Origin of the sequence: Pararhizobium sp. DWP3-4 (assembly GCF_049898205.1) — a bacterium.
In the GTDB taxonomy this organism is placed as follows: domain Bacteria; phylum Pseudomonadota; class Alphaproteobacteria; order Rhizobiales; family Rhizobiaceae; genus Pararhizobium.
Map to the genome: position 1 here is coordinate 209,150 of NZ_JAFCXF010000006.1, position 14,654 is coordinate 223,803.

The window sequence follows — 14,654 nt, forward strand, 5'->3', positions numbered from 1 at the left end:
GACCCGTCCTCTTATTGCGGCAAACGCGAAGCGTCGAAATCCAGCCAGAAGGTGCCCTTGAGCGGTACGCTCAGAAACAGCCTGTTGATCTCGGCCAGGGTCTCATTGGGGTCGATATCCTCAAAGAGCTCCGGGTGAATCCATTTCGCGTAGCATTCGAAGACCAGAATATTGAGAACCGAAATCGAAAGCTGATGGGAGAGCGCATGAGCCCGGCCCTCGCGCACGGCCGTCAGGTTGGCCCGCACATCGTTGGTGACGACATGGGCGAAGGACTGGGCTGCCGCCTCCGCGCCAACGTCACCGCCGAGCACGAGGCCACCCTGCGCGGCAAGATGCGGGCCGCCGGTGGCAATATAGACGTCCGGATCCTTCTCCATCACGAACTCGGCGCTGAGCCTTCCGTCATAGCCGGGCATATCGGCGCCGATGCTGTCGCCGCCGGCCAGCCGCAGATAGTCCGTCATCCGGTTTTCACGCCCCGGCGTCGAACAACAGATGGCACCGGCATGGGCATCGACCAGAACGGACTTGCGGGCAATCCCACTGGTGCGCCCGGTAATGCGCTGATAACGCGGCCGGAGGAATTCGCCGAACGTTCGGGCTTCGGCCTCACGGCCAATGACCTTGCCGAGAAGTTCCAGTGAAAAGATGGTCGTGTCCGCTGGTCCGCCGTGCTTGTTTTGCGGGCCATCGAGAAAGACGACGGGCACCCCGGCGGATTCCAGCGTCGCGGCGATTTCCATCCAGCCCTGGTCCCAGATGGAAACGATAAAGACATCCGGACTGACGGCCAGGATCGCTTCCGGCGAGGTTGTCGACGCCATCACACCGCCAGCCACGGGAATGGCGTCGATGGCTGGGAAGCGCTGCTTGAGGTCGTTATAGTAGCCCCGATCGATCCGCTGCGGCGCTGCCCAGCCGGCGATACGGGAGATCGGATCGGGCTCGATCAGCGCCAGCGACAGCAGGAGCAGGCTTTCATTGGTGGCGATACGCTCAGCCGGTTTGGCAAGGCGCACCTCCCGCCCGGCCGCATCCGTGAACCGGATTTCGGCATGCGCAGGCGGTGCAAGGAGAAACGAGAGAGCACCGAACGCGACAAGCGCGAAGAGGGCGGCCAGCAGACTGGCCGCCCTCTTCCTGACGATCGCTGGCTGGACGGTTACCATGTGTATTTCAGGCTCGCCGTAACGGCCCGGCCTGCGCCGTAGTTGCAGCTTCCGCCTGTCATGTTGAGGCAATGGGAGACATATTCCTTGTCGAAGAGATTGGTGACGTTGATGCGAAGCGTCGTTCCGGCAAACGCCCTATCCATGGCGCCGAAATCATACTGGGCGCCGATATCGACAAGCGCCCGGCCGGGAATGCGCAGCGCTTTCAGGTAACCGGCGTCCGTCTGGTAGGGGGATGTCATGCGCACGCCGGCGCTGAGTGACAGGCCTTCGACCGCAGCCGGATGATAGTTTACCCAGACGCTGGCCTGATGCTCCGGCAGGCGCAGCATTTCGCGGCCTCTGGCGATGGCGCTCGTGCTTTCCAGCACTTCTGAATGCGAAAAGGCATAGGCTGCGAGCAGGTCGAGCTCCGGCGTCACCTCATACTTGGCTTCCAGCTCAAGGCCGCGCACGCGCTGTTTTCCGGTCTGGACATTGTAGAGCGCACTCGTGGGGTCCGGTGTCAGGCCATTCTCAAGCGTCAGGTCGAACAGCGAAGCGGTGATCATGCCGTTGCCGCCCGGCGGCTCGTATTTCACGCCGATCTCGTATTGCTCGGCCTTCTGCGCCTCGAACGGCGTGCCGGTCTGGCTGGAGCCAAGTGCCGGCAGGAAGGTGGTGGAATAGCTGACATAGGGAGCGATGCCAGTGTCGAACAGATAGGTGAGACCTGCGCGCCAGGTCAGTTCCCGATCATCATTGGAAACAGCCGGTGACCCGGCAAGCATCCGGTTTTGCGTATCGATGTCGGAAAGATCGTAGCGCAGCCCGAAAGTGCCGATCCAGTTGTCATAGCGGATCTGGTCCTGGACATAAAAGCCGATCTGGCGCTGTTCCTGCAGTCCTGAACGCTGGATGGCCGGCTTGGGGATGGAACCAGCGCCATAAACCGGGTTGAGATAGTCGAGCGGCGGCACACCGGCAACACCGTTGCCGAAATTGGTGGAGGAATTCGCACTCAGATAGTCGATCCCGAAGAGAGCGGTATGATCGAAGGCGCCGGTATCGAAGCGCGCTTCAAGTTGGGTGTCGACGTTGAAGCTCGAAACCCAGTCGTCGGAAACGGCCGAGGCGCGGTTTAGCGTATGGCCGTCCGGCTGATAGGCGAAGGCCGGGTTGACCAGCACGAGGAACATGTTCTGGTCGGAGCGGCCGTAGCGCAGGTTCTGGCGCACGGTCCAGGTCTCGTTGAATTCGTGGGAGAACTCATAGCCCAGCGCGTAGAAATCACGCTCGAAGACGCTGGCGTCGGGATCGCCGAGAAATAGGTCGCGCGGGATCTGCCCCAGCGGGTTTTCGATCAAGGTACCGATCGCCGGATAAAAGCGCGGGTTGAAATCTTTCGGCCGGTCATTCTGATAATAGCCGTAAAGTGTCAGCTCGGTCTGGTCGGTCGGCGCCCAGGTCAGGCTCGGCGCGAGCATCAGCTGGCGCTCGCGTTCCCGGTCGATCTGCGTGCCCATGTTCTTGCCAAGGCCGGTCAGGCGATAGGACCAGTCGCTGCCCGCGCTGACAGGACCGGTAAAGTCGAACGTGCCCTGGATACCACCATGCGAGGAGGTCTCGATACCAAGTTCGTTGCGGCTTTCCTGTTGCGGCCGATTGCGGACTTCGTTGACGAGGCCGCCCGGGATCGCGCGGCCGTAGAGCACCGAAGCTGGACCCTTGATGACGTCGATGCGTTCGAGCGCGTAAGGATTGATGCTGGGCGTCGCGTAGTTGTTGGGGTCGCCGGGCAGCACCAGTCCGTCCAGCCAGACCGTGCCGTAGGTATTGAAGCCGCGGATGTAGAGCCAGTCATAGCGAATGTCATAGCCGTTCGGATCCGGCAGAATGCCCGGTGTGTAGCGCAAAGCCTCCGGTACCGTATTGGCGCCCTGCGCATCCATCTGGTCGCGCGTGACGACGCTGACGGCCTGCGGCGTTTCCAGGAGCGAAGTGTCCGTCTTTGAACTGGTCAAGCTACGCTTGGCGACGATGCCCCGGTCCGGTCCCTTCGGGTTGTCCTTGCCGCCTTCGACGGTGATTTTTTCGAGCGACGTGGCTGAGCTGACTTCCTGAGCAAGGACCGGTCCGCAAAGGCTGACGAGACCGTAAATCATGGACGAGGCCAGCAAAATCTCGTTGCGTTTGAGGCTGATCGCCCGCTTCAAGGACCTTGCCTGATAATTTTCGCCCAACGCCGTCTTCTGCCCACCGCTCATCAGCCCGTCCCTCACGAAATCATCTCTGATAAACTTGACCTGTTAAATCAAGTTAAGATATTGCTTTAGGACACTTGTCCCACGATCGGCAACGAAGCGACCTTTGCGCATCGCGCAGATAGGTTTGTTCGCCGCCAAAGTTTTTGTCCGGCAGCAGGCGCAAGGCGGGTGGTAAGGTTCCCGGTGCAAACCGGTGACATGAAGCGTTTCGAAGGGTTGCTATGACGTCCTCCACGATTCAACCGGGCATCGAGGCCGGCCAAGGACAGCATGGTGCGGCCAAGCGGCTGCGGGTGCGCGATTTCCTGCGTCAGGACGGCGTCGTGCTCGAAAGTCCGGATGACCAGCTCTTGCCCGACGATACGCTGATAAGGGGTGAGTTCCTGCATCGGGAACTCCGCCGCGGGCTCGTGCTGCATGTCAGCGACGCGATCGAGGAACGGCCGTTCACCGCGACATCGCAGCTCGGCGAAGAGCTATCGTGCATCTTCTTTCTCGACGGCAATATCGACCTTGCGATTGGCGACCGCCGTTTTGCGTTCCACGCCCAAAAAGGAGTGGCAAGCGGCGTTGCGATCATGAATGCCAACCCGGAGAGTTTCCAGCGCGCCTCGCACGGGCGCCAGCATTTACGGCATCTCGTTGTCTCGGCGACGCCCGAATGGCTGCATCTCGATGCTCTGGAGGAGATTGCTGATACCAGGGGCGGCGAACGGTTGATGCGTGAGCATCTGGCCGAGCATCGCTGGATGCTGACACCGCGGATGACCGAGCTGGTCCGGCAGATCTTTGCGCCACTGCCACTTCTGCCGGCATTGCGGGACCTTTACCTTGAAAGCCGGGCTGTGGAGCTTGTCGCCGAAACGATGGCGGCGGTGCTTCATGCGAGCCGGCGTGCACCGGGAGGCATGCTGCTCACCCGTCAGGACGCCGTCTGCCTGGAACGAGCCAAGGATTACATCATCGTCCACTGGGCCGCTCCGCTCAATGTCGATATGATCGCCCGCGCGGCCGGCGTCAGCGCCAGCGGCCTGCAGCGGCTGTTCCGGGTTTCTGAAAGCCAGAGCATCTTTGAATATGTCCGCACACTTCGGCTGGAGCGCGCTTTCGTGGCCTTGGAGAGCGGCGAGGTGACGGTGCAGGAAGCCAGTGCCATTGCCGGCTACTCAACGGCGGCCAATTTTGCCACCGCCTTCCGCCGCCAGTTCGGCACCACCCCGCGCCATGTCATGCTGACGCGCAAGGGCTGATGTTTTGCATTGCAATGCCTGCCGGAAACGCCGAATCCCCGAAACGAAAAAAGCCCGGCGAACCGGGCTTTTTTGATCTTCAGAACTGCCTGAGCAGTTGTGAATATGAAATTGGTGCCCAGAAGAGGACTCGAACCTCCACACCCTTTCGAGTACCAGCACCTGAAGCTGGCGCGTCTACCAATTCCGCCATCTGGGCGACGAGCGGGGGTGTACGGGCCCCACGCTTTTGTGTCAACAGGGTTTTTGAAGTTTTCTTGAAAATGCGCAGGAAAGTTGAGCAAACCGTTGAAGGGCAATGATTTTCCACAAAACGATTTCGCCGCAACTCCTGTAATCAGGCTTTGCGGTGTCGCTGGCCAAAGGCACGGATGCAAGCCAACCCCTGTTCGAGCACCCGCTTTGCCTGATCGGCGGTTTCCGCTTCGGCATAGCAGCGCATTTCCGGCGCATTGCCCGAAGGACGGAAGTGAACGACGCTGCGATCGGTCAGCGTCACGCGCAATCCGTCGATGTCGCTGAGCGATTCCGGTTTTCCGATCGGAGCCAGAAATTCCGCTATATTGTCCGGTCCCGACCGGAGATAGCGCATCAGCGCAGCACTTGTCTCCAGTGGAAAATTCTCGATCCGGTCGCTCAGCGCCACCGGCAGCGCAAAGTCAGCCGCAAGCGCCGAGAGAGGCCGGTGGCCGCGTGCGGCAAGCGAAAGTACCGCGAGCACCGGCAGGAAGCTATCGCGTGTCGGCAGGGCTCTGAGCGTGGTGCCGTTGAGCATGAAGTCCGTGGCGGTCAAGGTGCCGCCATTGGCCTCGAAACCGACGACGCCGGTTTTCCCGTTGCGCACAGCCTCCGCCATACCCTCGATGACAAAGGGCGAGCCGACGCGGGTGCGCAGGATGGATAGGCCCGGTTGGCGCTCCAGGCCGGAATTGGAGGTAACCGGTGTGACGGCAACTGTAGCACCGGTAAACTCTGCCGCGATCAGCCCCAAAAGGTCGCCGCGCAAGGGCAGGCCGGTTTCGTCGCTGACCAGCGGACGGTCGCCGTCGCCATCGGCCGAGATGATCGCGTCGAGCCTATGCTCGGCGGCCCACGCCTTGAGCATATCGACGGTTGCGGGCGACACGGCCTCGGTATCCACCGGAATGAAATCGGCCGAGCGGCCGAGTGGCACGACATCGGCGCCGTAGCCGGTCAGCACTTCGACGAACAGGTCACGCGCCACCGTGCTGTGCTGGTACACCCCGACTTTCAGGCCGGACAGAGCGCCAGCGGGAAGAATTCCGGCGTTGCGGGCGAGGAACAGGGCTTCGGCCTGTTCGGAATGATCGGACGCCGGTCCCGGCGTCGCATCGACCGGGACGGACCGGGCCTTGAGTGCGTCGGCCTCCCTGCCGATCGCATTCTCGTCGATTTTGGAGATCTCGCCGTCGGGGCGGTAGAACTTGATACCGTTGCGATCAGCGGGAATGTGCGAGCCGGTGATCATCAATGCAGCGGCGCCGATCTCCAATCCATAGAGTGCCAGAGCCGGCGTCGGGACCGTAACGCAATCGAGAACGGTCAGTCCGGCGCGGGTCAAGGCACCGGCGCAGATCGCCGAAACTTCCGGACTGGACGCGCGAAAGTCCCGGCCAAGCAGGATCGGATCCCCGGGTTTGGCCTGTCCGGACGAGATGAGGTAGCGGGCAAACGCCGTGGCGTAGATGGCGGCAGGGGGGCCGTTGAGATCGATGGAAAGGCCGCGCAGGCCGCTGGTGCCAAATTTCAAACTCAATCTATCCTCCGTCTCGCCGGCAGGCAGGCGCGTGATTTACAGGCAATATCGGCACATTCTACCGATTGTGAAGGGCTGGACGTGAAACGTGCCAAATTTCCAGCCTATGACCATTAAAGCACGAATAATCAAATACCGGGCGGCGTGTGCACCGCGCCTACATTCCATCGGCGAACTGTGTCCCCGTGGGTGGCCCAGGCTACACGATTTGCCGCTCCCCTCAATCGTTAAGGGACGTATATGGAAAAATCGGCCAGGATATTTCCCGCCGTTTTGTCTGTACTCCTGTCAAGCGGCAAACGTGTCCCATGCCCATAACAGCACCGCGTAACGCGCTGCCTTGCCGATCGTCACATAGATGAGGAAGACGGTGAAAGGCGTGCGCAACAGGCCGGCCACCAGCGTCAGCGGGTCGCCGACTATTGGCAGCCATGAGAACAACAGGATAGGCCGGCCATAACGCCCAAATAGCGCCTCCGCCCGTTTCCGGTTCAGGGGGCTGACCGGAAACCAGCGACTGTTTTCGAAACGAAGGAGAAAGCGGCCGAGCACGAAATTGACGATTGCGCCCAGCACATTGCCCGCCGTCGCGGCCAGAAAAAGGCCAATGAGTTGCGCATCCGGTTGCCTGGAGGCAAGGATCAATGCGGCTTCCGAGACGCCGACCAGCAACGTGGCCGAAAGGAAAGCGGCGCTGAAAACGCCGAAAAGCAGGCTTATGGTCAAGGCATCAGGTCCGGTCGGTGTGGCCGAGATCACGCGCAGGTTCGATCACGTCGCGGACACGCTGCTTCAATTCCTTCGGCCCAGGGAAACCGCCGTCACGCTTGCGCTCCCAGATCAGCGTCTCGCCGGCATGGATTTCAAAGTTGCCACCGGTGCCGGGAATGAGGGCGACTTCGCCCAGGCTGTCGCCAAAGGTGGAGAGCAGTTCCTGTGCCATCCAGGCAGCCCGCAGCAGCCAGTTGCACTGGGTGCAATAGAGAATAGCGATGCGCGGCTTCTGAGACATGTCGGTTCCGTGATGGTTTGGGTTGGCGCGGACGTTATCCACCGACGGGCCGGGCCGCAACACCACCCAATCAAGAATATCTCACGAAATTGTTAACTCAGTTTATCAGGTTTTAGCGGGAGCATCCCTTGATCGTCGTGATTTTCGCAGCAACAGAATGCTGCGTTGCAAAAATCAAGAGGAGCCAACATGACTGACCTTACATCGACGCGGCCGCCAGCGATGCTGCCTGCACTGCAGCGGTTCTACCTGCCGCTCGATACGACGGCCGAAACGCTGCTGCGGGTGGTGGCCGGCGTTCTGCTCGTCACCCACGGCTATGGCAAGATCATCAATCCCTTTGGCGCTGCCGGCATGGTGGAAAGCCTTGGGTTCTATCCCGGCGTCTTCTGGTCGCCGCTCCTGGCGGCTACGGAATTCTTCGGTGGCATCCTGATTGCAATCGGCCTGTTCACCCGCCCCGCATCTTTTGCCGCCATGATCGTTCTGCTTGTCACGGTCTATTTCCACGGCATCGTTAAGGGCGAAGGTCTGGCTGGCGCCGAAAAGTCGATCCTCTGGGCCGCGATCTTCTTTTTCTTTGCCATTCGCGGATCGAATTCCCAGTCCGTCGACGCCAAGATCGGCCGCCAGATTTGACAGCAAGCGCTGCGGCCGAAAGCTGGCTGCAGCGCTATTTCCCGATCTTCAGATTCAGCGGCTTGTAGGTGTCGATCTCGACGCGCTCCGCTGCGATGAGGTCCAGTGCCTCCCCCTTCGCCGTCCCCGTGGCAGCGACAATATCGAACCCCTCGACATTGCAGTCGGTCTCGATCTTCGCCGTATTTCCCGCATTGACGGCCGATCCGCCCAGAACATCGAACGTGATGGTTTCATCCGGCAATTCCGTGTTGCCGGTCGCGGTGTTCTCAGGGTCGAATTGCGGCCGCAGCGTCAGCGAAATATCCGTCAGTTCTTCGCCGCTTTCCAGAACGGCAAAGTCATAGGCGCAATAGCCTTGCCCGCCGAACCAGGTGAATGTGTTGATCAGGGTGATGGCGAGGAATTGCGCGAGCATGTGAACCTTCCGAACGGTTGAACTCCAGCAAGGTAGGCGCTGCCACCCGCCGCCGCCATATCCATTTTCAGGTGGATCGCCCTGTGGGAGTGCTTTTCGCCCAATGTTGGATCCCAGACAGCAAAATGGCGGCCGGAGCCGCCATTTTCATTAGTGTCTTTATCAGCCCGGAAGCGCTTACAGCGTGCGGGTGATGTGCTCGACGCGGAAGCACTCGATCGTGTCGCCGGCGCGGATGTCTTCGTAATTCTCGAAGGCCATACCGCATTCCTGGCCCATCGGCACTTCGGAGACTTCGTCCTTGAAGCGCTTGAGGGTCTTGAGCTTGCCTTCGTGGATAACGACGTTGTCGCGAACCAGACGCACCCCTGCACCACGTTCGACCTTGCCTTCGATGACGCGGCAACCCGCGACCTTGCCGGTCTTGGTGATGTTGAACACTTCCAGGATTTCGGCATTGCCGAGGAAGGTTTCGCGGCGTTCCGGCGAAAGAAGACCCGACATCGCTGCCTTCACGTCATCCACCAGATCGTAGATGATGTTGTAGTAGCGGATCTCGATACCGGCGCGTTCTGCGGCGGTGCGGGCCTGGGCGTTGGCACGAACGTTGAAGCCGATGATGGCCGCGTTCGAGGCTTCCGCCAGAGAGATGTCGGACTCGGTGATACCACCGGCACCCGAATGGACGATGCGGGCACGAACCTCGTCGGTTCCCAGCTTGTCGAGTGCGCCGGCAATGGCTTCTATCGAGCCCTGCACGTCGCCCTTGATGACCAGCGGGAATTCCTTGAGGCCGGTATTCTGCAGCGTCATCATCATCTGTTCCAGCGAACCACGCTGGCCGGATGCACGGGCAACAGCCTTGTCGCGGGTCAGGCGCTGACGATATTCCGAGATTTCGCGGGCTCGGCTTTCGTTTTCGACGACGGCGAACTTGTCACCTGCCAGCGGCGTGCCGGAAAGACCGAGAATCTCGACCGGCATCGACGGAGGCGCTTCCTTGACGTGTTCGCCCTTGTCGTTGACGAGGGCGCGGACACGGCCCCACTGGTCGCCGGCGACGATGATCTGGCCAGGCTTCAATGTGCCCTTCTGAACGAGAACGGTGGCAACTGCGCCACGGCCGCGATCAAGCTGGGCTTCAACCACGGTACCTTCTGCCGTGCGGTCTGCATCGGCGCGCAGGTCGAGAATTTCGGCCTGCAACAGGATGGCTTCGAGCAGCTTGTCGATACCGAGACCGGTCTTGGCCGAGACTTCGACGTCGAGCACTTCACCGCCCATGGTTTCCACGAACACTTCGTGCTGCAGCAGCTGGTTGCGCACCTTCTGCGGATCGGCTTCGTGCTTGTCGACCTTGTTGATCGCCACGATGATCGGAACGCCGGCAGCCTTTGCGTGGCTGATGGATTCGATCGTCTGCGGCATGACGCTGTCGTCGGCGGCAACCACAAGGATCGCAATGTCGGTCGCCTGGGCGCCACGGGCACGCATCGCGGTAAAGGCGGCGTGACCGGGAGTGTCGATGAAGGTGATCTTGTGACCGTTCTGCTCGACCTGGTAGGCGCCGATATGCTGGGTGATGCCACCGGCTTCGCCCGAAACCACATGGGTCTTGCGGATGGCGTCGAGCAGCGATGTCTTGCCGTGATCGACGTGACCCATGATGGTCACGATCGGCGGACGCGGCATCATATCGCCATCGTCCTTGCCGTTGAACAGGCCTTCTTCGACGTCGGATTCCGAAACGCGCTTGACGGTATGGCCGAATTCGCCGGCGATGAGTTCAGCAAGGTCGGCGTCGATGACGTCGCCCGGCTTCATCATCTGGCCTTCCTTCATCAGGTACTTAATCACATCGACGGCCCGTTCGGCCATACGCTGCGACAGTTCCTGAATGGTGATGGTTTCCGGCAGAATCACTTCGCGCATGACCTTTTCGCGGGTTTCCTGCATCTGGCTGCGCCGAAACTTTTCCTGCCGGCGGCGCATGGCAGCCATCGAGCGGCCGCGCGGATTGCCGTCGTCGTCGAGAGCGGCAGTCAGCGTCAGCTTGCCCTTGCGGCGTTCCTCTTCCGTCTTCGGACGGGCAGGGGCCTTGGCAGGTTCCGGGCGAACGACCTTGCCGCGAACCGGTGCGGTGGCGCCGCGGTTCGGACGGGCCTCTGTCTCTTCGCCTTCCGCCTTGCGGCGGGCGGCGAGTGCCGGGGTAATTGTCGAAGGTGTCGTTGCAGGCTTTGCGGCCTCGGCGCGCGCCTGATCTTCCGCCTTGCGGGCGGCAACGGCTGCTGCCTCCGCTTCGGCGGCAAGCGCTGCCTCTGCGGCTGCCTTTTCGGCGGCGCGTTCCGCAGGCGTCCGGGCTGCCTCTTCGGCGGCGAGACGGGCTGCTTCAGCCTGTTCGGCCTTCAGACGTTCGGCCTCAGCGGCCTGACGGAGTGCCTCATCGGCAGCGCGGCGCTTGGCGTCTTCGGCGTCGCGGATCTGGGCTTCGGCAAGCGCGCGGCGGCGGGCGTCGATCTCACCAGCAGAGAGCTGATTGAGAACCACACCGACCCGCGGCCGGTTGTTGTTGTCCTGGCGATTGTCCTGCTGGCGCGGCTGCTGTTGCTGAGGAGCCGGACGCGCAGGTTGCTGCTGCTGCACGGGCGCCGGCCGCTGTGGTTCGACCACGCGCGCCGGGGCCACTGGTGCGGCTGCAATCGGCATGACCGGCTTTTCGTCTTCCGGCCGCATCGGCCGCCGCTTGCGCGTTTCGACCACGACTGCCTTCGTCCGGCCGCGACCCATGTCCTGGCGAACAGTTCCCTGGCTCACCCCGGAAGGCTTCAGGGTCAGCGTCTTCTTGGCTCCGCCGAATGTCTTGTCGTCGTTGTTGTCGGTCATTCCGTTCCGTTCCTAAGATCAGGGCCGGATGCGTATCACCAGACCCCGCCGTTCAATTTCTGTTTTGCAATCGCGGTTGTGCCGGCCTTCGCCGGTGACCCGCGTCATTGTGTCGGCAAGCCAGATTCGGCGCCAACGGCTCGAGCGGGGACGGTTCCCCGGTATCTTTCGAGCATGTTTGCGCGCTTCACTACACCCTCACCCGCCTGCCCTGCAAGCGCTGCGGCATGGATAAAAGCATTCTGGCCTAAAAGCCCTTCCATTTGCGCCTCGGTGAAGAAGCGAAAGGAGGGTATTTCCTGTCCGTCATCGACGACAAAGCTCATCGCCTTGCGCGCCTGGTCTATCTTGCGCACCCCGTCCGCTGCGGCATCTACCGCATGGAAGGTGGCGAGCGCAGCCAGTCCACGGACGGCCTGCTCGACTTTCGAAGCGCCGCTGATGAACTGCGCGGCTTTTCGCGCCAGGTTCATCATGCCGCCCAGTTGCATTGACAGGAGCCGGTCGACCTCATCGGCAAGCTCCGGTCCGGCCGTCACATCCGTCCGCTTCAGCCCGCGGGCAAACAACTTCTTGGCGATCGCCTTCTCGACGATAGCCCGTTCGGCGCTTACCCAGCAGCCCCGGCCCGGTAGCTGTTTCTTCAGGTCGGGTACCACCCGGCCATCAGGCCCAGCAACAAAGCGGATCAGCGTTTCCGGAGTTCCGCTCTGCCGTGTCACGATGCACATGCGGCCGTTCACTGCTTCACCATCGATGTCCCCGGCAGGGTCCTTGTCTTCAATCAACATGGCGATTTTCAAGCAGCATCAGCTTGGATCACGGTCAGCAACGCCTTATCAGGCGTCCTGTTCCGCGCCTTCCACGACTTCGAGCGCTTCCTCTTCACGCGCCAGATCTTCCTCGGTGATCCAGCCGGCAGCAAGACGCGCCTGCAGGACCATGCGTTCGGCATCGACACGGGAGATTTCGAGCTTGGAAAACAGGCCTTCAAACTTCTTCGTCTCGCCGTCCTTGCGTTCCGACCAACCGACGAGATCGTCAGCGGCGCAGCCCGCAAAGTCTTCCATCGTCTTGATGCCGTCTTCACCGAGCGCAACCAGCATCTGGCTGGTCATGCCGTTGATCGTGCGCAGTTCGTCGGACACGCCGAGAGCAATACGCTTGGCATCCAATTCGCCTTCAAGCCGATCGAGATATTCGCGAGCGCGGGTCTGCAGTTCGCTGGCAGTGTCCTCGTCGAAGCCTTCGATCGAAGCAATTTCGTCAACCTCGACATAGGCAAGTTCTTCGACAGCGGCAAAGCCTTCCGATGCCAGAACCTGGCCAACCATTTCGTCGACGTCGAGGGCTTCCATGAACAGCGCGGTGCGTTCGTTGAATTCCTTCTGGCGGCGCTCGGATTCTTCCGCTTCCGTCATAATGTCGATATCCCAGCCGGTCAGCTGCGATGCCAGGCGAACGTTCTGGCCGCGGCGGCCGATGGCCAGCGACAGCTGTTCATCCGGAACCACCACTTCGATGCGCTCTGCGTCTTCGTCAAGAACGACCTTGGTGACTTCAGCCGGCTGCAGCGCGTTGACGATAAACGATGCCGGGTTCTCGTTCCAAGGAATGATGTCGATCTTCTCGCCCTGCAATTCGCCGACAACGGCCTGAACGCGCGAGCCGCGCATACCGACGCAGGCGCCGACCGGGTCGATCGACGAATCGTTGGAGATCACGGCGATCTTGGCGCGCGAACCCGGGTCACGGGCAACGGAACGGATCTGGATGATGCCGTCGTAGATTTCCGGAACTTCCATGGTGAACAGCTTCACCATGAATTGGGGATGGGTCCGCGACAGAAAAATCTGCGGGCCGCGCTGTTCGCGGCGCACGTCGTAGACATACGAGCGGACGCGGTCACCGTAGCGCATGTTTTCCCGTGGGATCATTTCGTCGCGGCGGATGATGCCTTCGCCACGGCCGAGATCGACGATGACGTTGCCATATTCGACGCGCTTGACCGTGCCGTTGACGATTTCGCCGATGCGATCCTTGAATTCGTCGAACTGGCGGTCACGCTCGGCTTCGCGAACCTTCTGGACGATGACCTGCTTGGCCGACTGCGCGGCGATACGGCCGAAATCCATCGGCGGCAGCGGGTCGGCGATGAAGTCGCCGAGAATGGCGTCCGGATTGCGGTCGCGGGCCAGCTCCAGCGGGATCTGGGTGGCGTAATCCTCGGCAACCTCGACGACTTCGAGCAGGCGCTGAAGCCGGATTTCGCCGGTCTTGGAATTGATGTCGGCGCGGATGTTGCTTTCCGAACCGTAGCGCGAGCGGGCGGCCTTCTGGATCGCGTCGGCCATGGCGGCCAGAACGATTTCGCGGTCGATCACTTTTTCGCGCGCGACGGCATCCGCGATCTGCAGAAGTTCGAGCCTGTTAGCACTCACTGCCATATTAAAGTCTCCGTCTGATTGCCGGGGCCTCACTTGAAGGCGTCCCGCGCCCATGAACTCAATTGATCGGCGAATCTTCGTCTTCGAAGTTTTCGTTGGCAGCCACACCATGTTCGGCTTGGGCTGCCTTCGCCTTCTTGTCTGCTGTCAGCGCATCGCGGATCAGGTCGTCCGTGAGGATCAGCCTGCCTTCGGCCAGCGCCGTGAAGGGAATGACCACGCTCGGTTCTTCGCCGGCTGCCGGCTGATCGCGCTCGATCGTGAAACCTTCGTCGTCGGCGGAAATGATCTTGCCGCGGAAACGCTTGCGGCTATCGACCAGCACCGACGTTTCGAACTTGATCAGGTGACCAGTCCACCGGGTGAAATCCGACTTGCGCACCATCGGCCGGTCGATGCCCGGCGACGATACTTCCAGATGATACTCCCGATCGACCGGATCTTCCACGTCGAGCACGGGCGAGATCGCCGTCGAGATCGCTTCGCAGTCTTCCACGGTCATCGTGCCGTCGAGCCGCTCGGCCATGATCTGCAACGTCGCACCGTTCTGCGAGGACAGGCGCACGCGCACCAATTGGTAGCCCATCGGAACGAGGACGGGTTCGATGATGTCGGCGATGCGCCGGTCGATGCCGGTTTCTGTGACCAGGCGCGGTTCCTGTGTGTTTTCTGCCGTTGTCGTATCGGACAAACGATGTTCTCCCAAAACATCGGTAACAAAAAAGAGCGGGTCCTGACGGGCCCACTCTTCATCAACCGATCAAGAATTTGAGGGTCATATACGCTCGATTATCCGCAAATGCAAGA

12 protein-coding genes and 1 tRNA gene are annotated in these 14,654 nt (G+C 61.1%); 2 read left to right on the plus strand and 11 right to left on the minus strand.

Annotation, left to right across the window (positions count from 1 at the left end):
• Positions 1–11: 11 nt before the first annotated feature.
• Both ACP7E6_RS17200 and ACP7E6_RS17205 read right to left on the minus strand, forming a co-directional pair.
• On the minus strand, positions 12–1,172 hold the full coding sequence (locus ACP7E6_RS17200; protein WP_426230962.1) for an ABC transporter substrate-binding protein: 1,161 nt from the start codon (positions 1,170–1,172) through the stop codon (positions 12–14).
• Positions 1,166–3,421: a TonB-dependent siderophore receptor gene (locus ACP7E6_RS17205; protein ID WP_426230963.1), complete on the minus strand. Its 2,256-nt coding sequence runs from the start codon at positions 3,419–3,421 to the stop codon at positions 1,166–1,168. The genes ACP7E6_RS17200 and ACP7E6_RS17205 overlap by 7 nt, the downstream gene beginning before the upstream one ends.
• A gap of 221 nt (positions 3,422–3,642) precedes the next feature.
• Between ACP7E6_RS17205 and ACP7E6_RS17210 the strand changes: the two genes are divergently transcribed.
• Positions 3,643–4,671, plus strand: coding sequence for a helix-turn-helix transcriptional regulator (locus ACP7E6_RS17210; RefSeq protein ID WP_426230964.1), 1,029 nt, complete (start codon positions 3,643–3,645; stop codon positions 4,669–4,671).
• A gap of 112 nt (positions 4,672–4,783) precedes the next feature.
• Here ACP7E6_RS17210 and ACP7E6_RS17215 read toward each other — a convergent pair.
• From ACP7E6_RS17215 to ACP7E6_RS17230, 4 genes are all read right to left on the minus strand, one after another.
• Positions 4,784–4,870: transfer RNA gene (locus ACP7E6_RS17215), tRNA-Leu, on the minus strand.
• Positions 4,871–5,008: 138 nt separating this feature from the next.
• Positions 5,009–6,448: a phosphomannomutase gene (locus tag ACP7E6_RS17220; protein ID WP_426230965.1), complete on the minus strand. Its 1,440-nt coding sequence runs from the start codon at positions 6,446–6,448 to the stop codon at positions 5,009–5,011.
• Positions 6,449–6,736: 288 nt separating this feature from the next.
• The gene (locus ACP7E6_RS17225) at positions 6,737–7,093 is read right to left on the minus strand and encodes a YqaA family protein (protein WP_426231178.1); all 357 of its coding nucleotides are present in this window, start codon (positions 7,091–7,093) and stop codon (positions 6,737–6,739) included.
• An 85-nt stretch (positions 7,094–7,178) separates the two neighbouring features.
• On the minus strand, positions 7,179–7,460 hold the full coding sequence (locus ACP7E6_RS17230; RefSeq protein WP_426230966.1) for a SelT/SelW/SelH family protein: 282 nt from the start codon (positions 7,458–7,460) through the stop codon (positions 7,179–7,181).
• Between the two features lie 189 nt (positions 7,461–7,649).
• Here ACP7E6_RS17230 and ACP7E6_RS17235 point away from each other — a divergent pair, with 189 nt between their 5' ends.
• Positions 7,650–8,099 (plus strand): DoxX family protein, encoded by a 450-nt coding sequence (locus ACP7E6_RS17235; RefSeq protein WP_426230967.1) that lies wholly within the window; start codon positions 7,650–7,652, stop codon positions 8,097–8,099.
• A 34-nt stretch (positions 8,100–8,133) separates the two neighbouring features.
• Here ACP7E6_RS17235 and ACP7E6_RS17240 read toward each other — a convergent pair whose 3' ends face one another.
• The 5 genes from ACP7E6_RS17240 to rimP form a co-directional block, all read right to left on the minus strand.
• Entirely contained in the window at positions 8,134–8,517 is a 384-nt protein-coding gene (locus ACP7E6_RS17240; RefSeq protein ID WP_426230968.1) for a hypothetical protein, read from the minus strand.
• Positions 8,518–8,694: 177 nt separating this feature from the next.
• The gene (infB, locus tag ACP7E6_RS17245) at positions 8,695–11,400 is read right to left on the minus strand and encodes a translation initiation factor IF-2 (RefSeq protein ID WP_426230969.1); all 2,706 of its coding nucleotides are present in this window, start codon (positions 11,398–11,400) and stop codon (positions 8,695–8,697) included.
• A 104-nt stretch (positions 11,401–11,504) separates the two neighbouring features.
• The gene (locus ACP7E6_RS17250; protein WP_426230970.1) at positions 11,505–12,191 is read right to left on the minus strand and encodes an RNA-binding protein; all 687 of its coding nucleotides are present in this window, start codon (positions 12,189–12,191) and stop codon (positions 11,505–11,507) included.
• Positions 12,192–12,239: 48 nt separating this feature from the next.
• Positions 12,240–13,847, minus strand: a complete 1,608-nt coding sequence (nusA, locus tag ACP7E6_RS17255) for a transcription termination factor NusA (protein ID WP_426230971.1) — start codon at positions 13,845–13,847, stop codon at positions 12,240–12,242.
• A gap of 58 nt (positions 13,848–13,905) precedes the next feature.
• Complete coding sequence (gene rimP / locus ACP7E6_RS17260) at positions 13,906–14,538, minus strand: ribosome maturation factor RimP (RefSeq protein ID WP_426230972.1); 633 nt, start codon at positions 14,536–14,538, stop codon at positions 13,906–13,908.
• Positions 14,539–14,654 lie beyond the last annotated feature (116 nt).